Source organism: Collinsella sp. SGI.095, assembly GCF_050314535.1.
In the GTDB taxonomy this organism is placed as follows: domain Bacteria; phylum Actinomycetota; class Coriobacteriia; order Coriobacteriales; family Coriobacteriaceae; genus Collinsella.
In genome coordinates, this window is sequence record NZ_JBNPNG010000004.1 from 118,982 (window position 1) to 142,132 (window position 23,151).

Sequence of the window (23,151 nt, forward strand, 5' to 3'; positions counted from 1 at the left end):
TTCGTTTGATAGTTGTATTTAGGAGGCCGTCCTATGGCCGACAATCGCAAGCGTGCGCCTCGTGGCGGCAAGCAGGCCGCTTCTGGCTCGCGTCCGATTCGCCGAAATGACCGCGCTGCCGCTTCCAAGGGCCAGCGCGATCGCACCCAAGCTGCGCGTCCGCAGCGCGATCGCAAGCGCGACGCTGTCCAGGCTCCCAAGGGCGAGTTTATCGAAGGTCGTCGCGCTGCCGCCGAGGCACTACGCACCGGTTTTCCCATCAAGTGCGCACTCATTGCCGAGGGCGGGGAGCGCGATGCCGCCTTGTCTCGTCTGGTCGATGACCTCAACGCTGCGGGTGTCCGCATTAAGTACGTGCCGCGCGCGCAGCTCGATGCGCTGTCGAGCCACGGCGCTCACCAGGGCATTGCACTCGAGGTGGGCAACTTCCCTTATGCGGATGTCGCCGATATCCTCGACCGTGCAGGCGAGGGTCCGGCACTTGTCGTGGTGCTCGACCACGTGACCGACGACGGTAACTTTGGCGCCATCGTGCGCTCCGCCGAGGTTGTAGGCGCGGCGGGCGTCATTATTGCCAACAAGCGCGCTGCCGGCGTGACCGTTGGTAGCTACAAGACCTCCGCCGGCGCCGTCATGCATCTGCCTATCGCGCAGGTCCCCAATATCGCCCGTGCGCTCGACGATCTTAAGGCCGCTGGCTTTTGGGTGGGCGGCGCCTCCGAGCACGCCGAGGGCAGTTGCTGGGATGCTCCCTTCGAGGGCCGCGTGGCGCTTGTCATGGGCTCCGAGGGCGACGGCATCTCGCGCCTGGTGCTCGAGAAATGCGACTTTTTGACCAAGCTTCCTCAGCGTGGCATGACCGAGAGCCTCAACGTTGCCCAGGCAACGACAGCGCTGTGCTTTGAGTGGCTACGTCGCAACGCCGGCGAGCTCATGGGGGAGGAGTAGCGCATGTCCAAGAAGAACCGCGCCAAGTCTAAGGCCAAGCGCTTTGGCGAAGGCTCGGCCAAGCCGATTGTCTCGGCCGCGACCTATGGCGTGGGCGGCAATGCGTTTGCGCAGGCTATCGCCGACCCGGTCTCCACGGTGCACTCCAATAAGCCCGAGCTGCTGGTGGTCGACGGCTACAACGTGATCCACTGCACGCCGCGCTACGAAAAGCTCGTGTACGACCATTCCGACGATCCGTATTCCAGCGACGTTCACGATATGGCGCGCACCGCCCTTATCAACGACGTCGCCGCCTTTGCCCAGGGCCGCTACGAGGCCGTGATTGTGTTTGACGGCGCTGGCAATATCTCTAGCGAGCGCCCCAACCTGCCGGCTCGCGGCGTGCGCATCGAGTTTTCGCCGACGGGCGTTTCGGCCGATACCGTGGTACAAAAGCTCTGCATCGAGGCGCGCGAGGAAGGCCGCGCGTGCTCCGTGGTATCGAGTGACGGCACAATTCAAGCCGTCGTCATGGGCAAGGGCGTTACGCGCATCTCGAGCCGCATGCTGGTGGACGAGATCAAACAGATCGATAACGACGTCCGCGAGGCCGAGGAGGCTCCGCAGATTAAGATGACTCTGGGCAGTCGCCTGAGCCCCGATGCCCTGGCCAAGCTCAAGGCCCTGCGCGGGAGGTAGGTAAACCTTCTATGGGGAGCTGCTTTCTCGATTGATCAACCAACTGGTTTGTAATCAATGGGTTGCGGCTTGGCATCGCCAGAACGAATAGTTTTTGGTTCTGGCGAACAGATAAAACTATTCGTTCTGACGAATAGTTTTGAGATGTGGTCGGTCAAAGGGCCTGTTGCGCCTTGTCCGCAATTCCTTTATTCTTAATTAGCTTCGCGCGAAAGCGCCAAGTGTGCCAGTGTGGCGCAACGGTAGCGCAACTGATTTGTAATCAGTGGGTTGCGGGTTCGATTCCTGTCACTGGCTCCATGAGAGTTTCGGGCTCTGTTCCCTAGTGGGACAGGGTCCGTTTCTTGTGGGCAGCTAGATTCGACTGTCCGCCGTCAGTTTAAAAGCTTTCAGGTACAAGATGCCTCCGATAACGTACATGCAGGCATCAAGCGGATCTGGGGTACTAAACTCGAGCACCATGGGCGCAAGTACTTCCCAGCAGATTGAGCATCCCACCGATAATGCCAAGCTACTTGCAAAGTTGCATATCGGCGTTTTCCCGCTCACCGTTTCGCAGAGGACGTTTACGTAGGCGGGAAAAATGATTCCTCCGCACAGATCTCCGAGCTGATAATGGGCGAAGTCGTAGGGGAGGAAAAAGTCGAAGCTCGCAATGTATCTGTTAACGAGATACACGATGCCGGCAAGCAGCGGCAGAAGATTTGCGCTGGAAATAAGCGCAGATCTGAATCGTTTAGCCACAGACCGCAAACATAGTCAGGCCAAGGCAAATGCCCAAAGCAATGATGATGATCTGGCTGCAGCCGTTACCCGAAGGGACCATGACACTCTCTTTCTCGATACATTAGTAAATTAAAGTATGCCACAGCCAGCAGCGTATTTGTTGAGCAACAACCCGTGGCTGATACCGTGTTACACGGCCTTGCGTCGGCTGAGGCATCAGCCGAATGACCTGGCACCTGTCGTGATGGTGCTCGACAATGGCGTGAGCACCGTATACGCCCGTGACGGGCTATCGGTAGAACACATCATCTGGCTTCGAATAATGGGGGCGAGTGCGAGTCATTGGCGTTTCTCGAAACGCTCGTTGCGCTCGCCGATTAATAGGCAACCCGTTGGGACTCATTACGTAGCCCGATTTAAACTGCTGACTTGGGTACCGCATGCATTTCGCATAGCCGCGGGAGGCTGCGGCAACCGCCTGACGCTATTTATGAGTCATGAGCTGTTTTGGTTATGCGAGATATCGAAAGGAATTCTAGGATGTCTGTAAAACTGGAAACCGTAATAAATGCGATGGATCTTGCGGCACAGGTTCTGACCAAGGCCTCTGAAGTCATTGAGAAGGCAAAGAAGCTCGGCGTCGATCCCGATGCCGTCGGTGGTGCCGTAAAGGGTGCTGCGGATGGTGCTGCTAACGGTGCACGTGTCGTTGCCGATGGCATTGGCAAGGGGCTCGGTGTCGCGGCCGATGGCTTTGGCGCGGCAGTTGGCGCGCTGGGCGGCGCCGCGAAAGCGTTGCAGGACTCAAGAGAGGCCGCCGAGGCTCGCAAGAAGATCAACGCCGCAAGGCAGTCGATTTTCGAAAGTGCGTCGACGGTGATGCCCCTGCACAAGTTTGTCTGCCAGCAGAAAAAGGCTGCCGATGCCGCGTTTAACGGCTTTGATATGCCTGGCTGCTACCTTATCGCAAAGTATCAAAAGGGCGATCACGATAAGAACTACAGTGACTATCTGGGAATTTATGTGGGCTCAAGCGAGCACATGTCGGAGGATATCGTTTCCACGCCCACGCGCTTGGGCGATCCGGATGTCTATGCCGATTACAAGTATCATCAAAACGTGATGCTGTTCGTGTTCCCCTGCGAACTGAAAGACCTCGATGAACGTCGCGAACTCCTGCTGCGATCGTTTGAAGGCAGCAGGCTCTACAACGGATCTGAGGTACTGGCTTAAGGGCTTGATTGGGGTTGGTCGACAATCTAGATCTGTAACACGAGGACGAGCATTCAGCTCCCAGCTGTTACAGATTTAGACAGTTTGGGGGCGAGCTGAGAAGTGTCTCAATCTGTAACAACTAGGGAAGGAAAACCGTTCTTGCCGTTACAGATTTAGATAAACGGGAGACCGCCAGGGAAACATCTCGATCTGTAACAGATAGGGGAGAAAATGCTCTCTAAATGTTACAGATCGAGACAAAGGCCGGACCGGTCCCAGTCATCCTGGTTGAGCGAGGATATTCGGACGCACGAGGATCGTTATCGAAAGTCGATACCGCAAGGGTACTCCACCACACCAAAGTGTCCCCTTGGGAAATGTCGTCAGCGCAGCCAAATCCGTCGTCCTTCATATCTAAATTCAGCAAAACCGCAGGTCAAAGGTATATAGATACGCCCGGTACCGTGTATTTAGAGGTTTTCGTTGACAGCCCCCAAGGTTGCATCGTATTATCTTTTTTGTTCGCGGGGGCGGAGGCCCAAAAGACCAAAGAACCTGCGGATACTTGAACGATTGGGAGTTTGCCCGAGTGGTTAATGGGGACGGGCTGTAAACCCGTTGGCTCTGCCTACATAGGTTCGAATCCTATAGCTCCCACCCGTCAAGTGCCTGTATAGCTCAGTCGGTAGAGCACTTCGTTGGTAACGAAGAGGTCACCAGTTCAAGTCTGGTTGCAGGCTCCATCCGGCGGTGTAGCTCAGTTGGTTAGAGCACACGGTTCATACCCGTGGCGTCACTGGTTCGAATCCAGTCACCGCTACCATAGGTAACACGGTGGCTTCTCAATAGTATGTTGAGAGGCCACTATGGTATAAAGGCAAAGTCCCGTCCGGGGACGACCTGTTTAGAGGAGGGCTTTATGGCCAAAGAGAAGTTTGAGCGCACTAAGCCGCATGTTAACATCGGCACCATTGGTCACGTCGACCACGGCAAGACCACGCTGACCGCTGCCATCACCAAGGTTCTCTCCGAGACCGAGGGCTGCAAGGCTGACTTCACTGCGTTCGAGAACATCGACAAGGCTCCCGAGGAGCGCGAGCGCGGCATTACGATCTCCGTCTCCCACGTCGAGTACGAGACTGCTGCCCGCCACTACGCTCACGTTGACTGCCCGGGCCACGCTGACTACGTCAAGAACATGATCTCCGGTGCTGCTCAGATGGACGGCGCTATCCTGGTCATCGCCGCTACCGACGGCCCCATGGCTCAGACCCGCGAGCACATCCTGCTCGCCCGTCAGGTCGGCGTTCCCTACATCGTCGTCTTCCTGAACAAGTGCGACATGGTCGACGATGACGAGCTCATCGACCTCGTCGAGATGGAGACCCGTGAGCTCCTTTCCGAGTACGAATTCCCCGGCGACGACATCCCCGTCATCCGTGGTTCCGCTCTGGGCGCTCTCGAGGGCGACGCCAAGTGGATGGACGCCATTCGCGAGCTTATGAAGGCCGTCGACGAGTACATCCCGACGCCTGCTCGTGACAACGACCTCCCGTTCCTGATGGCCGTTGAGGACGTTATGACCATCTCCGGCCGTGGTACCGTTGCTACCGGCCGTGTCGAGCGCGGTGAGCTCAAGCTCAACGAGCCCGTCGAGATCGTCGGCATCAAGGATACCCAGAACACCGTCGTTACCGGTATCGAGATGTTCCGTAAGTCCATGGACTTCTGCGAGGCTGGCGACAACGTCGGTCTGCTGCTCCGCGGCATCAAGCGCGAGGACATCGAGCGCGGCCAGGTTCTCTGCAAGCCCGGTTCGGTTACCCCGCACACCAAGTTCACCGGTGAGATCTACGTTCTGACCAAGGAGGAGGGCGGCCGTCACACCCCGTTCTTCGATGGTTATCGTCCTCAGTTCTACTTCCGTACCACCGACGTTACTGGTACGGTCAAGCTCCCCGAGGGCACCGAGATGGCTATGCCTGGTGACCACATCACCATCGAGGGCGACCTCATTCACCCGATCGCTATGGAGGAGGGCCTGCGCTTCGCTATCCGCGAGGGTGGCCACACCGTCGGTTCGGGCATCGTCTCCACGATCATTGAGTAAATTAGCTCTCTGATACAGCTGACTTAGAGAACCCGGCACTTATATGGGTGCCGGGTTCTTTTCTACGTGGGTCTTTTTGCCTGATGATTACGCTTAGCTCGTTCTTAAGTTGAGCGGGAGGGATCGATTAGATCTCGTTGGCTCCATTGATGTGTTCCAAATATGAATGGATCTACCGAGAACCAATTGATGCGAGGTTTTCATTGACAGCACTTACGTAGAGCTGATAAAGTACCAACTCGTGCCCGTACGGGGCGGATATGAAAGGTTCAGGATACATGCGTACTCTAGTTACTCTTGCGTGCACTGAGTGCAAGCGCCGCAACTATACGACCACTAAGAACAAGGCGAACATGCCTGATCGTATGGAGATCAAGAAGTATTGCCCCTGGTGCCGTCACCACACGCTGCACAAAGAGACTCGCTAGTCTCTAGTCACATACGCCAGTAGTTCAATTGGTAGAGCATCGGTCTCCAAAACCGAGTGTTGAGGGTTCGAGTCCTTCCTGGCGTGCCAGTCATTATTCCGTAAGCTCCCGTTTGGGGGCTTACGGTTTACTCATGTATAAGCGCATTGCGCGGAGGTAACCCAAATGGCCAACAAGAAGAACAAGAAGAAGGCACAGCAGCAGGCGCCTGCCAACAAAGCTGTCGCCAACTCCAAGGTTGAGGCCAAGAAGGCCGTTGCCAAGAAGAGCGAGAAGGCTGCGAAGTCCAAGAAGAACGAGAAGCCCGGTTTCTTCGCCCGCACCAAGAAGTATTTTGCTTCGGTGAAGTCCGAGATGAAGCGTGTCACGTGGCCCGATAAGAAGGAGCTCGTGAACTACTCGGTCGTCGTTTGCGCTTCTCTGATCGTCGTCGGCGTCGTCATCGCTCTGCTCGATGCTGGCTTTGGCGAGGCTCTTGCTCTGTTCTCTGGATTGAGGGGCTAAACCATGTCTAAGCGTTGGTACGTCGTCCACACTTACTCTGGATACGAGAACCGCGTTAAGTCCGATCTCGAGCATCGCATCGAGACCATGGGCATGCAGGATCGTATCTTTGATATTGAGATTCCTATGGAGCGCGTCACCGAGATCAAAGAGGGTGGCAAGCGTGAGACCAAGGATTCTAAGATCTTCCCGGGTTATGTCCTGGTTCGCATGGAGATGGATGACGATGCATGGACGTGTGTTCGCAACACGCCCGGCGTCACCGGTTTCCTGGGCGGCAACGGCAAGCCCGCTCCGCTTTCCCGCGACGAGTACAATAAGATGACTCGTCGTCCCGGTAAGGGCGATTCGCCCAAGCGTACGTCGGTTGATATTGAGGTTGGTACGTCCGTCCGCGTCACCGATGGTCCGCTTACCGACTTTGATGGCAAGGTCTCCGAGGTTAACGCCGAGGCAGGCAAGCTCAAGGTCACGCTGATGATCTTTGGCCGCGAGACGCCGGTCGAGCTTGACTTTAACCAGGTCGCTGTCATCGCTTAAGTTTTCGTCCGTTCGCGCGAGCGTGCTTCTTCTGTGACTGCTCATCTCAGGAGTGCTTCTAACACGTGCGTGCTTACGATATAGCAAGTACTTCACACTCGTGATTCGAAAGGAATGACCATGGCTGAGAAGAAGGTTGCCAACGTCATTAAGCTCCAGATTCCTGCTGGTGCCGCTAACCCCGCTCCTCCCGTCGGCCCCGCCCTGGGCGCTGCTGGCGTGAACATCATGCAGTTCTGCCAGGCCTTTAACGCCGAGACGCAGGACAAGAAGGGCGATATTATCCCCGTTGAGATCTCTGTCTACGAGGATAAGTCCTTCTCCTTCATCACCAAGACTCCGCCGGCGGCTCACCTCATCAAGAAGGAGCTGAACCTCAAGTCTGGTTCCGCTAAGCCCCAGGCTGACAAGGTTGGCCAGCTCTCTCAGGAGCAGCTCACCAAGATCGCCGAGATCAAGATGCCGGACCTCAATGCCAACGACATTGACGCCGCCAAGAAGATCATCGCCGGTACCGCCCGTTCCATGGGCGTCACCATCGCTGAGTAGCGTTTTTCTAGGTAACGACGGGTGCTCCGACCAGGGCGCACGTTAAATGTGTGCAATAGGGCACACGATACGATGTGGGAGGGCTCACGCCCGTTTAACCACAGGAGGTAATGCACATGGCTAAGCATGGTAAGAGCTATAACGCCGCTGCCGAGAAGGTCGACCGCGCCACGCTCTACACCCCCCTTCAGGCTGCCAAGCTCATCAAGGAGCTCGACACCGCCAAGTTCGACGAGACCGTCGAGGCCCACTTCCGTCTGGGCATCGATACTCGTAAGGCTGACCAGAACATCCGTGGTTCCATCTCCCTGCCCCACGGCACCGGCAAGACCGTTCGTGTTGCCGTCTTCGCCGAGGGCGAGAAGGCCCGTGAGGCCGAGGCTGCCGGCGCCGACATCATCGGTTCCGACGAGCTCGTCGCCCAGATCCAGAAGGGCGAGATCAACTTCGACGCCGCTATCGCTACGCCGAACATGATGGCCAAGGTTGGCCGCATCGGTAAGATCCTTGGTCCCCGTGGCCTCATGCCGAACCCCAAGCTCGGCACCGTGACCATGGACGTCGCCAAGATGGTCTCCGAGCTCAAGGCCGGCCGCGTTGAGTATCGCGCCGACCGTTATGGCATCTGCCACGTGCCCCTGGGCAAGAAGTCCTTCTCTGAGCAGCAGCTCGTTGAGAACTACGCTGCCCTGTACACCGAGATCCTGCGCGTCAAGCCCTCTTCTGCTAAGGGCAAGTACGTCAAGTCCATCTCTGTGTCTTCCACCATGGGCCCTGGCGTCAAGGTCGATCCCGCTGTCCAGCGTGACTTCCTGGCTGAGTAACTTTTAGTTACTGCCTGAGCAAAGCAAGCATTGCTAAAGGAACCCGGTTCTGTCTCGTGCAGGACCGGGTTCCTTGCTGTTTCGGGCCAAAACCAACACGAAGGAGATAGGCGCCTTTGTGGTGGTTTTGGTTCAAAAACTCCGTTGCGCGTCGTTTTGCCTGTGTTACACTTTAGCCTAATGTAGTGAATACCCGAGGCTGAAAGGAGCCAGACATGTTCTATAACAAACAGCAGCTCCTAGGCCTAGCGCTACTAGATTGGATAGCGCGCTAGGGTTGTAATTTCGCTATAACGATTAGTTGTACCCGGGTGCGCTATCTTCCGCCGCTTTTGGGCGTGATGAGCGACACGGGTATTATTCTATCTTGAGGCACTCCATCTCTCCTGAAAGCCAACTGTATCTTTAGCCTGTCAGGAGGAAATCATGAGCCGCAAAATCGCAATCTTTGACACAACGCTTCGTGACGGGGAGCAGTCTCCCGGCGCCAGCATGAATACCGAGGAAAAGCTCGTTATTGCACGCCAGCTGGTACGTATGAATGTCGACGTGATCGAGGCTGGATTTCCTATTTCGAGCCCCGGTGATTATCGTTCCGTACAGGAGATTGGCAAGATCGCGGGTGACCGGTGCACGGTATGCGGTCTCACCCGTGCGGTCGATAAGGATATCGAAGTAGCTGCAGACGCCCTCAAGACGGCTCAGAGGCCCCGTATCCACACCGGTCTGGGTGTGAGTCCCAGCCATCTGCGTGACAAGCTCCATATGACCGAGGATGAGGCTATCGAGCGCGCTATTCACGCCGTAAAGCACGCTCGTAAGTTTGTCGACGATGTCGAGTTTTATGCCGAGGATGCGGGCCGCTCCGATCAGGAGTTCCTGGTCCGCATTATCGAGGCAGCGATTAAGGCCGGCGCTACGGTCGTGAATATTCCGGACACCACGGGCTATAACATGCCCTGGGAGTTTGGTGCTCGTATTCGCGATCTGCGCGAGCGCGTGGCCGGAATCGAGGACGTTACGATTTCGGTCCACACGCATAACGATCTGGGCATGGCCACAGCCCTTGCACTCGAGGCGGTCCGCAATGGCGCGACGCAGATCGAGTGCACCGTCAACGGCTTGGGCGAGCGCGCGGGCAACACGGCGCTCGAGGAGGTCGTCATGGCCATGAGGATGCACGAGCAGGATCTGGATGCACATACCGATATCGTGACGACCGAGCTCACGCGCGCATCCAAGCTCGTCAGTTCAATTACTGGTATTAACGTGCAGCCCAACAAGTCCATTGTGGGCGCTAATGCGTTTGCCCACAGCTCGGGCATTCACCAGGATGGCGTGCTCAAGGCGCGTGACACCTACGAGATTATCGATCCCAAGGACGTGGGTGCAGCGGGATCCGAGATTATCCTTTCGGCACGTTCGGGCCATGCGGCGCTGCGCCATCGTCTCGCCGAGCTGGGTTATACGTTTGGCGATGAGGAATTTGAGTCGATCTACCAGCGATTCTTGGAGATTGCAGATCAAAAGAAGGAGGTCTTTGACGAGGATCTGGAGTCGATGATTCAGGAGCGCCAGCGCGAGGTCAAGGCGATCTACACCCTCGACGCGCTCCAGGTTTCCTGCGGCGATCCGCTCATTCCTACGGCCACGGCAACCATCACGGACGAGGATGGCGCGACACGGGTAGTTTGCTCGACGGGTACTGGTCCGGTTGATGCAGCCTACAAGGCGGTCGACAAGGCCATCTCTGCCCATGGCGAGCTGACGGAGTTCAACGTTAAGGCCATTACGCGTGGTATCGACGCCATCGGTGAGGTGACGGTGCGCATCACCGCCGAGGACGGCAAGATCTACACCGGCCGCGGCGCGGATACCGACATTATCGTGAGCTCGGCCAAGGCTTACATCAACGCTATTAACCGCATGATTCAGACTAACCGTTCCAAGGCGGGCAAGTAACGATATTCGGCAGGGCAAAGCCCGCTTGAGAGGGGAATCACATGGCACGTCCCATGACCGTAGCAGAGAAGATTTTGGCGGCACACGCCGGGCTCGATGAGGTAAAGCCGGGCCAGCTGGTCGAATGCGACCTGGACATCGTGCTCGCCAACGATATTACCGCACCTATCGCGATCGATGTCTTTCGCGAGCTGGGTGCCACCGAGGTGTTCGATCGCGACCGCGTTTGCCTGGTGCCCGATCACTATGCGCCCAACAAGGACATCAAGAGCGCCGAGCAGACCAAGAAGATGCGAGATTTTGCGCACGAGCAGCATGTGACGCACTATTACGAGCAAGGCTGCGCGGGCATTGAGCATGCCCTGCTGCCCGAGCGCGGCGTGGTGGTCCCGGGCGATCTGATTATCGGTGCCGACTCGCATACCTGCACGTATGGCGCCTTGGGTGCGTTTTCGACCGGCGTGGGCTCAACAGACGCCGGCGTGGGCATTGCCACGGGGCGCGCATGGTTTAAGGTTCCGCCGACGATTCGCTTTGAGATTAACGGCGAGCTTGAGGACGGTGCCACCGCCAAGGACATCATCCTGCACATTATCGGCATGATCGGCGTGGACGGTGCCCTGTACCAGGCCATGGAGTTTGCCGGCAGCACCATCGAGGGCCTGTCGATGGAAGGTCGCATGACAATTTCGAACATGGCGATCGAAGCGGGCGGCAAGGCGGGCATTATCGAGGTCGATGATGTTGCCCGCGCCTGGTTCAAGGGACGCTGCGAGCGTGATTACGTTGAGTATCACGCCGATCCAGACGCCGAGTATGCCCAGGTTATTGCCATTGACGCGGCCGACATTAAGCCGTGTGTATCGTGGCCGCATCTGCCCAGCAACACCCATCCGGTGAGCGAGAGCCGTCACATCATGATCGACCAGGCGGTAATCGGCTCGTGCACCAACGGACGTATCGAGGATATGCGTGCTGCGGCCGAAGTCATGCGCGGCCATAAGGTTGCCGACGGGGTGCGTTGCATCGTGATTCCGGCGACACAGGCGGTCTTCCGCCAGTGCATGAAGGAGGGGTTGACCGACATTTTCCTAGATGCCAACTGTGTGTTCTCCACGCCCACGTGCGGTCCGTGCCTGGGTGGCTACATGGGCATCTTGGCGGCGGGGGAGCGTTGCGTTTCTACGACCAACCGCAACTTTGTCGGCCGTATGGGCGACCCCACATCCGAGGTCTATCTGGCCTCGCCGGCCGTGGCGGCTGCTTCTGCCGTGGCGGGGCATATCTGTGCGCCGTCTGACCTGTAGGGGCTACGGGGTCCTTCGACCTTTGCTCGCTACTGCGGACAGTCCTGGCACTTTTTTGTTCGCTGAAGGCGAACGCTAACTTTCCATTAGCTTTTTTGTAGCCGAAACGCGAACGAGGGATTTGATATTTGCTTGCGTCGAGTTCCGCACGAGCCGGAGAGCACTTAATGTGCTCTCCGTGCGAGCAGGACTGTCCGAGTAAGTAAGTAAATATCAAATCCCCCGCATTCCATGTTTGAACGGAGAATGATATGAACTTTGAAGGTTCGGTTTTTCGATATGGTCGTGACGTTGATACTGATGTGATTATTCCTGCTCGGTATCTGAACTCGTCCGACCATGCGCACTTGGCGGCGCATGCTATGGAGGATATTGATCCCGCGTTTGCCTCTGCCGTGAGGCCCGGTGACATCATTGTGGCTGAGGAGAACTTTGGTTGCGGTTCTTCGCGTGAGCATGCCCCGGTTGCCATTAAGGCTGCAGGGGTGTCGTGTGTTATTGCCAAGAGCTTCGCACGCATCTTCTATCGCAATGCCATTAACGTGGGCCTGCCCATTATGGAGTGCCCCGAAGTTGTCGATGCGATTTGTGCCGGCGATACCGTGAAGGTCGATACCGATGCGGGTGTCATCACCAACGAGCGTACTGGCGAGACTTTTACAGCTGAGCCGTTCCCGCCATTTATTGCCGAGATTATCGAGGCCGGCGGTTTGGTTGCGCGCACGCGTGCCAAGATTGTCGCGGCAAAGGGTCAGGAGGCGTAAGCGATTATGACGGTCAAGCTGGATAATCCGTTTGCAAACGGGCCGAGTAGCGAAAGCTGGAGCTGCAACGTGAAGAAGACCTATAAGATCTGCTGTCTTCCTGGTGACGGCATTGGGCCCGAGGTTATTGCCGAGGGTAAGAAGGTGCTGGCTGCCGTGGGCAAGCGCGCCGGCGTAGAGTTTGCCTTTGAGGATCACCTGATTGGTGGCGCGGCGATCGATGCGTGCGGCAATCCGCTGCCCGATGAAACCCTTGTGGCGGCAAAGGCGTCGGACGCCGTGCTGTTGGCATCCGTCGGTGGCCCAAAGTGGGATTCGACCGATCCGGCGGCCCCGCGCCCCGAGCAAGGCTTGCTGCGTATCCGCAAAGAACTCGGCCTCTATACCAACCTTCGCCCCGTAAAGATCTACGACGCACTTGCCAGCGCATCAACGCTTCGTCCCGAAGTCATCAAGGGCGTTGACATGGTACTCGTCCGCGAACTTACCGGTGGCATTTACTTTGGCAAGCACGAGCGCTTTTATGACGAGGGCGGTGCGGGCACCGACGGTGTGGCTGGCCAGCGCGCGGTTGACGTAATGGAGTACCGCGAGTACGAAGTTGAGCGCATCGCCCGCCAGGCGTTCGAGGCAGCTCGCAAGCGCCGCGGCAAGGTGACAAGCGTGGATAAGCGCAATGTATTGGAGACGAGCCGCATGTGGCGTGAGGTCGTGCATCGCGTGCATGACGAGGAGTATCCAGATGTAGAGCTTGAGGACCTGCTCGTCGACAACGCCGCCATGCAGCTCATTAACCGGCCGGCCGACTTTGACGTCGTAGTTACGGAGAACATGTTCGGCGACATTCTCTCCGACGAGGCGGCGCAGATTACCGGATCGCTCGGCATGCTTGCCTCGGCTTCGCTGGGCGATGGTGTGTCGCTGTTTGAGCCGAGCGCCGGCAGCGCGCCCGACATCGCGGGGCTCGGTATCGCTAACCCGCTCGCGCAGATCATGTCGGCGGCAATGCTGCTCACGTACGCGCTCGACATGGGTGAGCAGGCTGCTTGGATCGAAAATGCCGTGGCGCGTGTGCTTGATGAAGGCTGGCGTACCCGCGACATTGCCGATGCCAGTACCCCTGCCGATAAGATCCTCGGCACGACCCAGATGGGCGATAAGGTCATCGCCGCGCTGTAGCGTCGAGATGTCCGGAACCACCACAAAGGTGCTTGTCCCCTTTGTGGTGGTTACCAGGGGGTTCTGGCGGTTGAGCACTCGATTGCCTCGTGGCGCTTGAGCTCGCGGCGCATGGTTTGCGAATTGAGCCAGGCTGCCTGCCATCCACGGATGGGGTAGCGCGCCTCGTCCAGCTCAAACTGCGTATAGCCGCAGGCGTTGATAATCGTCGTCCCGCATGCGTGCTGGTGTTCGCGTTGAAAGTCGCGAACATAGCATTGGTGCACATGCCCGTGCACCATGTAGTCGGGATTCCATGTCTCGAGCGCTGTGTTAAAGCATTCGAATCCCCGATGCGGCAGATCGTCCAGATCGCCCACGCCGGCGGCGGGCGCATGGGTGAGCAAGATGTCGCAGCCGCCGACCATCCTCACTTTGCGGGACAGCTTACGCATGCGCTTGGCCATCTCGCGCTCGGTGTACATGTTAGCGCCATCTCGATAGCGCATGGAGCCGCCAAGCCCCGCAATGCGGACGCCGCGATACACGTACACGGTGTCTTCGACACAGATGCAGCCGCCCGGTGCATGACGCGCGTAGCGGTCATCGTGATTGCCACGCACGTAGATGAGCGGTCTGTTGATGACCGTGACCAAAAACTCAAGATAGTCCGGGTCCAGATCGCCAGCGGATAAAATCAAGTCGATACCCTCAAAGCGTTCCTTGCGAAAGCACTCCCATAGGCATCGTTCTTCGGTATCGGCTATGGCAAGGATTTTCATAGGGCGCGGACCTTCGGCTCATCGTCGGGCTGCGGAATGGTACCCACCACGTTGTCGGCCAGCCAGTCCATCTCGACAATCTGCGTGCTCGGCAGTGGGGGAAAGCCCTCAATCTGCACCACGCCGTCTTGGCTATGGAGCTCGCCGCCAAATGGATTGATGGAGCCCTCGACGATGCCATTGCGGAGGAGCTGAACAAGCTTGCGCGTCTGATAGGGCAGGCCCGGAGCGTAGCGAATGTCGATAACGCCCGAGCTCATGCCATACCAGTAGTTGACGGCGCGGACCTGGCTGTCGTCACTGGTCTCGTCCCAGGTGCCATGCAGCAGACTTCGCACGATAAGCTCGTAGTATCGGCCCCAGTTCCACACCGGCATGGCAATGCCGACGACCTTGCCATCGACCAGGCGGTGGAGTCCGTAGGCCGTGGGGTCTTCGAGCGACTTTGACATGTCGGCGCCGGTCATGACGCTCACGCCTTCGCGGCACATGGCCTCGGCAAGGCCTCCGGCGGGCACATCGCCCCAGGTCAGGATAATTTGCGCACGGGGGTCGAGCAGCGAGGCGCCAATCGCAAAGGCATTGATCTCGCTGAGTGCACCCGAGGCGAAGACCGACGCGTGGTAACCGATGCGGTGGTTGTCCGCCATGCTGGCGGCAAGGGCGCCCAGGAGAAACTTGGCTTCGTACATCTTGCCAAAGTAAGAACGGACGCTTTGGTGGGGAAGGCCGATGGAGCAGTTAAGGAACCGAACCCGGGGATATTCAACGGCAGCCCTGAGCGTGTATTCCATCAGGCGGTGCGAGGTCGAGAAGATGACGTTTGCTCCATGTTTGACAGCCGTTTCCACGGCGGCGTAGAACACGTCCGGATCGTGACAGTCCTCAAACGCCTCGGTGCGCACGATACCTCCAAAGTGCTCATCGAGATACTGACGCCCTTGGTCGTGCAGGCTGTCCCAGCTCGACGTCGCACAGGTGAATTCATGGATAAAGGCGATGCGCAGGGGGTTGGCCGCCGAATAGACGGTCTTGCCCATAAAGAAGTTGAGCATGCCGGAGGTGGACTTGGCGGGCAACCCCTCCTCATCGACGTTCGGCGCTTCGACAAGATCGACCTTGTCCTCGTCACTTTTCCCGGCGATGACCAGTTCGCGCCAGATCTTGCACAGGCGGTTTACGACGATATCCGTCGGCGTATCCAGCAGGCGGTCCTGGTTGTACACATTGAGGTAGACGAGCATGGCGTCGGCGGGCGTAATGTCCAGGTGGTCGCCGCCCGCGCGAAGGTAGGCGCGCTTAAAGAGTAGGAAGGTGTGGCGCAGGTAGTCGACCTTTTTCTGGGGCCATTTTTCGATAAGGTTCTGACCGAGCATCTTGGCGAGCGTTTCGTAGCTTCCTTCGCGCGAGAACTCGATCTCGTATAGGGGGCAGACGCGCCAAAACGCGCAGAACTCGCCGTACAGGCGGCTTTCGACGGAATCCCATTTGCCGGGATAGAGACGGGTGACCCTAGCCGAAACCGTCGGGGCGTCCAGGAATTTGAGGACGCTGACGCGCTTGTTGCCCTCCTGGACATAGAACCGATGCATGAACTCGGTGACGATGATGGGGTCGCGATAGCCCTCGGTTACCTGAATGTCGTAGAGGTTGGACCACTTGCGGGCGAACTCGGTGCTAAACGGCAGCAGGGGCATAAAGTTGCATGAAAAGGCGGACTGACGGCCCTTGGTAACCGTGCCGACAACCATTTCGAGCGGAATATCCCGCAGGCCGACATTCTCTCGCTGACCTAAGGGGAGCTGAGCAACCAAACTGTCGAGGTCCGTAAGGTATGGATGCTCGCTTTGGCTAATGGCGCGTCGACGTCCTTGCTCGCCGCGCTTGCGTGCTTGACGGTAGGCCTCTTCCATAGTTTGCTCCCTTAGTCGTTTAAACAACTGTATGGACTATGGTACCACGAATGAAAACCTCCCATTTCCCGATGTCCAAGAAATGGGAGGCAGTTCACTGCCCCCTTTGTGGTGCTTTAGGCGATGATGGGAGCGATAGCGCGGATGCAGGCGTCGGCAGCGGTGAGTGTGGTGCTGTCGTCACTGACGATAAAGATGATCTTGCCCTTGATGCCAAAGTCGCCGATTTCGCTAAAGAGCACGTAGGGCTCCTGGTCAAAGCCCGAGATGGGAAGCACGGCGGCCTTGGTGGCGCTGGTCAGCTCGTCTGCCAGCGCGTCAAGGGAAGCCCATTTAGACGTGTCCTTTACGGCAACGGGCACGGCCACGCGCCCAAAGGGCATCAGATGCACGAGCGTGTCCTTGGAGATGTTGGAGTTGGGCACAATGATGGTCTGCCCGTAGGCATCCTCGATGGTCGTGTGGCGCCAGGTGATGTCCTGTACCACGCCCGACACGCCGCCGACCTCGATATTGTCGCCGGGCTTGATGATGCCCATAAAGGTCACCTGCATGCCGCCGATAAGGTTCGACAGCGTGTCCTGAAAGCCGAGCGAGATGGCAATGCCGCCGACGCCAAGAGCGGCGACGAGCGCGTTTGCGTTAATGCCAAAGCAGTTGTCGAGGATAAAGCTGCCGCCAATCATCCAGATGACGGCGCGCGCGATGTTGATGAAGATACTCGATGCGGGAAGCGGGTTATCGTCGCGGTTGAGCAGGTGACGCAGCGTCTTGGAAACGACTTTGGCGGCAACGGCGGTGCCTATCGCCAAAATACCAGCCCAGATGATGTTGTGGACCCACCTCTGCTCAAAGAAATGAAGAATCGGCTCAAACAATTCCATGTAGGGAAAACCTCCTCATGATCGTTCAACCATGATACCCACCAAAAAGCCCGTCCGATCACAACGGACGGGCCGATAACTTGAGATGGGGTGTCCGCGGTGGCGTAAGCTGGGACGCCGGCGAGTACGCCGGCAAGGAGCGCGGCGGTCAAGCAAGACGAGGAAGAGATCCTCTCATGGCAGTTTCCTTAGTTCTTAACCAGTGGTCCCTGCTGACGCTGGATTATCGACATAATATGCGAAAACCGCCGCAAAGGTGTCTGTCCCTTTGCGGCGGTTTTGACGTCTGCGCAGATAAAACCGGCCAAAATAAACCTGTCCCTTTTTGGTAGGTTTAGCTCAGCAGCATGCGGTCGTTGGCGAGCTCGCCGCCCGAGACCTCCTCGAACTTCTGAAGCAAGTCGGCCACGGTGAGCGATTTCTTCTCATCGCCCGCCACGTCGTAGATTACGTGGCCCTCGTGCATCATGATCAGGCGATTGCCCAGACGGATGGCGTCGTTCATGTTATGCGTGACCATGAGCGTGGTCAGGTGGTTCTCGTCGACGATCTCCTCGGTCAGATTGAGCACCTTAGAGGCCGTCTTGGGGTCGAGTGCCGCGGTATGCTCGTCGAGCAGCAGCAGGCGCGGCTTGGTGAGCGTGGCCATGAGCAGGGTGAGTGCCTGGCGCTGGCCGCCCGAGAGCAGGCCGACCTTGGCGTTGAGGCGCGTGTCCAGACCAAGGTCCAGGCGTTTGAGCAGCTTGACGTACTCGTCCTTCTCGGCCTTGGTGACGCCCCACGAAAGGCCGCGACGCTGGCCGCGACGCTTGGCGAGTGCCAGGTTCTCGGCAATTTGCATGTCGGCTGCGGTGCCGCGCATGGGGTCCTGGAACACGCGGCCCAGGTACTTGGCACGCTGCGACTCGCTCAGACGCGAGATGTCGGTGCCGTCGAGCTCGATAACGCCCGAATCAAGCGGATACACGCCGGCGATCATGTTGAGCAGCGTGGACTTGCCGGCGCCGTTGCCGCCAATCACGGTTACAAAGTCACCGTCGTTGAGGGTAAGGTCGACGCCGGTAAGAGCGCGCTTTTCGGTGACGGTGCCCTTGTTAAAGGTCTTCTTGACGTGCGAGAGCTTAAGCATCTGCCTCATCCCCCTTCGTGTAGGAGCTGCGGAGCTTATAGCGCTCCCAAACTACGGGCACGCATAGGGCCACGGCGACAATCACGGCGGAGAGCAGCTTCATGTCGTTGGCGTCCATGCCCAGCTGCAGCACGATGGCGCGGATGAGGAAGTACACCACGGAGCCAAAGACGGCGGAGGCAAGACGGACGCTAAACTGCGTGAGACCGCCGGGCAGCAGGCGGCCGAGCACCTCGCCGATAACAATGGCGGCGAGACCGATAACGATGGCGCCGGTGCCCATGCCAATGTCGGCGTACTTCTGGCTCTGGCAGATGAGCGCGCCCGAAAGGCCAATGAGGGCGTTGGAGAGCACGAGGGCGATCATCTTAGTGGAGTTGGTGTTGACGCCCAGGGCACGGATCATGTACTCGTTGTTGCCGGTGGCGCGCAGCGCCGAGCCGATCTCGGTGCCAAAGAACCAATACAGGATGGCAACGATGGCCACGGCGAGCAAGATGCCCAGGATGATGGCAACGGTGGACTGCGGCAGGCCCGTCATATTGCTGACGGCCGAGAACACGGTGCCCTTGGCAAGGATGGGCGTGTTGGATTTGCCCATGATGCGCAGGTTGATGGACCACAGGCTGATCTGGGTGAGGATTCCGGCGAGGATCGCGGGAATCTCAAAGACGGTGGTCAGAATGCCCGTGACCGCGCCCGCAATGGCGCCGGCGCACATGCCGGCCAAAACGGCGAGCAACGGGTCGGCATTGTTGTTGACGATGAGCACGGCGCAGACGCAGCCGCCGAGGGCAAAGCTGCCGTCGCAGGTCATATCGGGGATGTCGAGCAGGCGGAACGTGATAAACACGCCAAGCACCATAATGCCCCAGAGGACACCCTGCGAAACGGCGCCCTGCAATGCAATGAGCATGCTTCATACCTCCTAGGATAGGGTGGACACGTGATTTTCCATAATAGCGGTACCAATGCATAAAAGAGCAGCGGACGGACATTTTGTTTTACCAAAAACAAGCAGGGCGAACGCCGGTCTTTAGCGTTCGCCCCAATGACTCAGATATTGAATAACACAGCTATGGCGCAAGCGCGTGCCTAGCTGCGTTACCGCGCATGGCGCTACTCGTCTAGAGCGGAAAGGTCGATGCCCAGGGCCTCGGCCATCTCGTCGTTCTTGACGACGACCAGATCCTTGCTCGAGAGGTGCTTAATCGGCATATCCTCGGGCTTGGCCTCGCCCTTCAGAATCTTAACGGCCATCTCGCCCGCGGCGTAGCCCAGGTCCTCATAGTTGATGGAAAGGGTGAACAGGCCGCCGGCCATGCACATGCCCTCCTCGCCGGTCACAAAGGGAAGCTTGTTCTCCTTGCAGATCTGACCGACCTGCGAAGCGCCCGCGGCGATGGTGTTGTCAGTGGGGGAGTAGAGCGCGTCGACCTTGCCTACGGCAGACTCGACGACGGACTGGATCTCGTTGGAGCTCGAGACGGTGAAATCGGTGTACTCCAGGCCCAGCTTGTCGAGTTCCTTCTTGGCGGCCTTGATCTGGACGTCGGAGTTGGACTCGGCGGTGCAGTAGAGCAGTCCGACCTTTTTAACGTCGGGCAGGACCTTCTGCATCATCTCGAGCTGCTCGGCGACCGGGGTGAGGTCGGAGGCGCCGGTGACGTTGGTGCCGGGCTTGTCGTTGTCCTGGACCAGGCCGGAGGCGGCGTAGTCGGTGATGGCGCAGCCCACGATGGGGATATCGGCCGTGGCGCCGGCGGCAGCCTGTGCGGCAGGCGTGGCGATGGCGTAGATCAAGTTGACGTTGTCGCCCACAAACTTGTCGGCGATGGACTTACACGTGGACTGGTCGTTCTGGGCGTTCTTCTGGTCGATCTTGACCTTGAGTCCGCTCTTCTTGATGGCCTTGACAAAGCCGTCGTTGGCGGCGTCGAGCGCGGAGTGCTCAGTGAGCTGCAAAACGCCGATGGTGTAGTCGGAACCGGCGGCTGCAGAGCCGGAACCAGAGTTGCCGCCGCATCCGGCGAGCGGGGCCAGTGCGAGCAGGCCGGCGGAGACCAGAAGGCTCCTGCGGCTGATGGTGATGTCGTTCATGTCATTACCCCCAGTATAGAAATTGCTGGAAACACTGCACTCAAACAAAGTGCAAGTGGGTCTATAGTAGCGCCGATGCCCATTTTTTCAACAACCTGTCGGGTTTTTTAATACTGAACCGGATGGACGGCGGGGGATTCGGCGGGCAACGGCAAGACTTAGGCGGCGGGCGCGGGCCGCTCCCCCTCGTCCAGCGCGGCAAAGAGCTTCTTGCCGTCGAGCAGGCGCGTACTAACGTTTCTCATGCGGCTGACCTCGATGGTGCGTAGGGTGTCGTCGGAGCCGTGCCCGTCGACGACCGTTCCCAGCAGATACGAGACGCCGTCTCGCTGTTTGATGGCAAAAGGCCGAACGGTCATCCTCGTCACTTCGATCTTGTCATGTGTCGTGACGCTTGAAATGTCAAAGCTCACCGTGGTTCCGTGGTCGATGGCCCGCTCGATGAGCTCGCAGGTATCGATGCGTTTGGCGGGCGGTCGTGTGGCCTTGGCGGGTTTACCTTCTGCGCTTGGTGCCGGCTCGGACGTATCGAGATAGCCGCGAACGTCGGCGCTTGCCATGGCGACCAGATGGCGCGCTATGCTTTTCCTGGTCGCGATGGGTGTGGAGCGGTTGCGCATGACCATGCCATGGAGTCGAATGATTTCCTCGTCGGAGAGCGGTCGGGTGAGAAGTCGGTAACCCGCGCCACGCTTGTACTCAATCTCGTATCCGGCATGTCGCAGGGCGGAAATCGCGGTATGGATACTGCGTCGCGCTGCCGAGATGGGCATGCGAGCGGGGTCGTCGGGATGGGCGAGGCGCTCGATCAGCTCATCGGGAGGAAGCGCTTTGTCCTCACCGGTATGCTCGCTTAAGAGTTGCAGGATGCGCACAGCGCGATAGGCTGCCATGGAAGCAGCACCCCTGGTCGTGGCCTCGTAGTTCTCAACAGCGGGTTTGGCCATTGCGTTCACGTCCTTTCCGATTTTGGGTGATGACGCTACGGAGCCTAGGACACGGGGTTTGCTTAGGGGCGCAGGGCGCTCTGGGTGGTCGGTAGTCGTCGGCAAGCGGCGGATCGAGTTTTCAACAGCCCTGCTCAGCTGACCAAAAACTTGACAAAAGCCTGACGGATGCTGTTGAAAAAAGCGCCCCTCGGCTTGCCGAGAGGCGCTGGTGCGACACGCTGTAACGCGCGGGACGGAGCTGTGGCGATTAGAAATCGGCGTTGCCCACGGTGCGGGGGTGCGGAAGGACGTCGCGGATGTTGCCCACACCCGTCAGGTACATGACCAAACGCTCGAAGCCCAGGCCGTAGCCGGCGTGTTTGCAGGAGCCATAGCGGCGCAGGTCAAGATAGTACTTGTACTGCTCGGGGGCCATGCCAAGGTCCTTGATGCGGGCCTCGAGCAGATCCAGGCGCTCCTCGCGCTGGGAGCCGCCGATAATCTCGCCGATACCGGGAACCAGGCAGTCGGCGGCGGCGACGGTCTTGCCGTCGTCGTTCATGCGCATGTAGAAGGCCTTGATCTCGGCCGGGTAGTCGGTCACGAAGGTCGGGCGCTTAAAGTGCTCCTCGGTCAGGAAGCGCTCGTGCTCGGTCTGCAGGTCAATGCCCCAGCTGACAGGATAGTCAAACTTGTGACCGGCGGCGACGGCCTGCTCCAGGATCTCGACGGCCTCGGTGTAGGTGACGCGGGCAAAGTCGGAGTTGGCCACGTGGTTCAGGCGCTCGATCAGGCCCTTGTCCACAAACTTGTTGAGCATGTTGAGCTCGTCGGGGCAAGTGGCCATAACGTCCTTAAGAACGTACTTGAGCATGGCCTCGGCGTTATCCATGTAGTCGTTCAGGTCGGCAAAGGCCATCTCGGGCTCGATCATCCAAAACTCGGCGGCGTGGCGCGTGGTGTTGGAGTTTTCGGCGCGGAAGGTGGGGCCAAAGGTGTACACGTCGCCAAAGGCCATGGCAAAGTTCTCGGCATTGAGCTGGCCGGACACGGTAAGGCTTGCATGCTTGCCAAAGAAGTCCTGGCTCCAGTCGACCTCTCCGGACTCGGTGAGAGGCGGATTTTTGGGGTCGAGCGTGGTCACGCGGAACATCTCGCCGGCGCCCTCGCAGTCACTCGTGGTGATGATGGGGGTGTTGACGTAGACAAAGCCCTGCTCTTGGAAGAAGCGGTGGATGGCGGCAGCCGCGACAGAGCGGATGCGGAACACGGCACGGAACAGGTTGGTGCGCGGGCGCAGGTGCTGCTGGGTGCGCAGGAACTCGACGGTTGCGCGCTTCTTCTGCAGCGGGTAGTCCGGGGCGCTCGTGCCCTCTACCTCGATGGAGGTGGCAGAAAGCTCGAAAGGCTGGGGCGCATCGGGGGTCAGCTTGACGGTGCCGGTGCAAATGAGTGCAGCCGAGACGTTTTGGTGGGCGATCTCGTCGTAGTTGCCGAGCGTCTCGCGGTTCATGACGACCTGCAGGTCGCGGAAGCAGCTGCCGTCGTTGAGCGTAACGAAGCCAAAGTTCTTCATGTCGCGGACGGACTTGACCCAGCCGGCGACAGTGACGGTCTGGCCGCCGAGCGACTCGGAATCGGCATAGAGCTGCGCGATTTTGGTGCGGTTCACGTATCCTCCCATAACGGTTGAATGAT

At 58.6% G+C, this 23,151-nt stretch carries 21 protein-coding genes and 5 tRNA genes; 18 read left to right on the forward strand and 8 right to left on the reverse strand.

From position 1 onward, the window contains the following. The first annotated feature begins 33 nt into the window (after positions 1-33). The 18 genes from rlmB (at position 34) to leuB (ending at position 13,737) form a co-directional block, all read left to right on the forward strand. Positions 34-948, forward strand: a complete 915-nt coding sequence (rlmB, locus tag ACQRCA_RS02825; protein WP_427718356.1) for a 23S rRNA (guanosine(2251)-2'-O)-methyltransferase RlmB — start codon at positions 34-36, stop codon at positions 946-948. A gap of 3 nt (positions 949-951) precedes the next feature. Further along, positions 952-1,629 (forward strand): NYN domain-containing protein, encoded by a 678-nt coding sequence (locus ACQRCA_RS02830; RefSeq protein ID WP_427718358.1) that lies wholly within the window; start codon positions 952-954, stop codon positions 1,627-1,629. A gap of 225 nt (positions 1,630-1,854) precedes the next feature. Beyond that, positions 1,855-1,929: transfer RNA gene (locus ACQRCA_RS02835), tRNA-Thr, on the forward strand. 966 nt (positions 1,930-2,895) lie between these two features. Next, the gene (locus ACQRCA_RS02840; RefSeq protein WP_427718361.1) at positions 2,896-3,588 is read left to right on the forward strand and encodes a hypothetical protein; all 693 of its coding nucleotides are present in this window, start codon (positions 2,896-2,898) and stop codon (positions 3,586-3,588) included. Positions 3,589-4,145: 557 nt separating this feature from the next. Then, positions 4,146-4,227, forward strand: a tRNA-Tyr gene (locus tag ACQRCA_RS02845). 10 nt (positions 4,228-4,237) lie between these two features. Then, positions 4,238-4,313 (forward strand) — tRNA-Thr (locus tag ACQRCA_RS02850). A gap of 3 nt (positions 4,314-4,316) precedes the next feature. Then, a tRNA-Met gene (locus ACQRCA_RS02855) sits at positions 4,317-4,393 on the forward strand. A 96-nt stretch (positions 4,394-4,489) separates the two neighbouring features. Then, positions 4,490-5,680 (forward strand): elongation factor Tu, encoded by a 1,191-nt coding sequence (tuf, locus tag ACQRCA_RS02860; protein WP_427718364.1) that lies wholly within the window; start codon positions 4,490-4,492, stop codon positions 5,678-5,680. A gap of 278 nt (positions 5,681-5,958) precedes the next feature. Then, on the forward strand, positions 5,959-6,108 hold the full coding sequence (rpmG, locus tag ACQRCA_RS02865) for a 50S ribosomal protein L33 (protein WP_102372646.1): 150 nt from the start codon (positions 5,959-5,961) through the stop codon (positions 6,106-6,108). Between the two features lie 13 nt (positions 6,109-6,121). Further along, positions 6,122-6,197 (forward strand) — tRNA-Trp (locus tag ACQRCA_RS02870). A 76-nt stretch (positions 6,198-6,273) separates the two neighbouring features. Beyond that, the gene (gene secE / locus ACQRCA_RS02875; protein ID WP_427718368.1) at positions 6,274-6,612 is read left to right on the forward strand and encodes a preprotein translocase subunit SecE; all 339 of its coding nucleotides are present in this window, start codon (positions 6,274-6,276) and stop codon (positions 6,610-6,612) included. Positions 6,613-6,615: 3 nt separating this feature from the next. Continuing rightward, positions 6,616-7,152, forward strand: coding sequence for a transcription termination/antitermination protein NusG (nusG, locus tag ACQRCA_RS02880; RefSeq protein ID WP_427718370.1), 537 nt, complete (start codon positions 6,616-6,618; stop codon positions 7,150-7,152). Positions 7,153-7,272: 120 nt separating this feature from the next. Continuing rightward, positions 7,273-7,701: a 50S ribosomal protein L11 gene (rplK, locus tag ACQRCA_RS02885; RefSeq protein ID WP_022093893.1), complete on the forward strand. Its 429-nt coding sequence runs from the start codon at positions 7,273-7,275 to the stop codon at positions 7,699-7,701. A 116-nt stretch (positions 7,702-7,817) separates the two neighbouring features. Then, positions 7,818-8,525, forward strand: coding sequence for a 50S ribosomal protein L1 (gene rplA / locus ACQRCA_RS02890; protein ID WP_154514750.1), 708 nt, complete (start codon positions 7,818-7,820; stop codon positions 8,523-8,525). Between the two features lie 426 nt (positions 8,526-8,951). Continuing rightward, positions 8,952-10,487, forward strand: a complete 1,536-nt coding sequence (locus ACQRCA_RS02895; protein ID WP_427718374.1) for a 2-isopropylmalate synthase — start codon at positions 8,952-8,954, stop codon at positions 10,485-10,487. A 41-nt stretch (positions 10,488-10,528) separates the two neighbouring features. Continuing rightward, the gene (gene leuC / locus ACQRCA_RS02900; protein WP_427718377.1) at positions 10,529-11,794 is read left to right on the forward strand and encodes a 3-isopropylmalate dehydratase large subunit; all 1,266 of its coding nucleotides are present in this window, start codon (positions 10,529-10,531) and stop codon (positions 11,792-11,794) included. 251 nt (positions 11,795-12,045) lie between these two features. Continuing rightward, positions 12,046-12,558, forward strand: coding sequence for a 3-isopropylmalate dehydratase small subunit (locus ACQRCA_RS02905; protein WP_427718380.1), 513 nt, complete (start codon positions 12,046-12,048; stop codon positions 12,556-12,558). A gap of 69 nt (positions 12,559-12,627) precedes the next feature. Continuing rightward, positions 12,628-13,737 (forward strand): 3-isopropylmalate dehydrogenase, encoded by a 1,110-nt coding sequence (gene leuB, locus ACQRCA_RS02910; RefSeq protein WP_427718383.1) that lies wholly within the window; start codon positions 12,628-12,630, stop codon positions 13,735-13,737. Between the two features lie 50 nt (positions 13,738-13,787). Here the strand turns inward: leuB and ACQRCA_RS02915 are convergent, their stop codons facing one another. The 8 genes from ACQRCA_RS02915 to asnS form a co-directional block, all read right to left on the reverse strand. Next, entirely contained in the window at positions 13,788-14,498 is a 711-nt protein-coding gene (locus ACQRCA_RS02915; protein ID WP_427718385.1) for a metallophosphoesterase family protein, read from the reverse strand. Next, a complete protein-coding gene (locus tag ACQRCA_RS02920) occupies positions 14,495-16,411 on the reverse strand; it encodes a BMP family ABC transporter substrate-binding protein (protein WP_427718388.1) in 1,917 nt (638 codons plus the stop codon). Before ACQRCA_RS02920 ends, ACQRCA_RS02915 begins: the two co-directional genes overlap by 4 nt. Before the next feature lie 116 nt (positions 16,412-16,527). After that, positions 16,528-17,295: a mechanosensitive ion channel family protein gene (locus ACQRCA_RS02925; protein ID WP_427718391.1), complete on the reverse strand. Its 768-nt coding sequence runs from the start codon at positions 17,293-17,295 to the stop codon at positions 16,528-16,530. A 334-nt stretch (positions 17,296-17,629) separates the two neighbouring features. Then, positions 17,630-18,424, reverse strand: coding sequence for an ABC transporter ATP-binding protein (locus tag ACQRCA_RS02930; protein WP_117839998.1), 795 nt, complete (start codon positions 18,422-18,424; stop codon positions 17,630-17,632). Then, positions 18,417-19,340 (reverse strand): ABC transporter permease, encoded by a 924-nt coding sequence (locus tag ACQRCA_RS02935; protein ID WP_427718394.1) that lies wholly within the window; start codon positions 19,338-19,340, stop codon positions 18,417-18,419. The genes ACQRCA_RS02930 and ACQRCA_RS02935 overlap by 8 nt, the downstream gene beginning before the upstream one ends. Before the next feature lie 203 nt (positions 19,341-19,543). Next, positions 19,544-20,524 (reverse strand): ABC transporter substrate-binding protein, encoded by a 981-nt coding sequence (locus ACQRCA_RS02940; RefSeq protein ID WP_427718396.1) that lies wholly within the window; start codon positions 20,522-20,524, stop codon positions 19,544-19,546. A gap of 158 nt (positions 20,525-20,682) precedes the next feature. After that, the gene (locus tag ACQRCA_RS02945; protein ID WP_427718398.1) at positions 20,683-21,471 is read right to left on the reverse strand and encodes a hypothetical protein; all 789 of its coding nucleotides are present in this window, start codon (positions 21,469-21,471) and stop codon (positions 20,683-20,685) included. A 250-nt stretch (positions 21,472-21,721) separates the two neighbouring features. Beyond that, positions 21,722-23,125, reverse strand: a complete 1,404-nt coding sequence (gene asnS, locus ACQRCA_RS02950) for an asparagine--tRNA ligase (protein ID WP_427718399.1) — start codon at positions 23,123-23,125, stop codon at positions 21,722-21,724. Between the last annotated feature and the right edge of the window lie 26 nt (positions 23,126-23,151).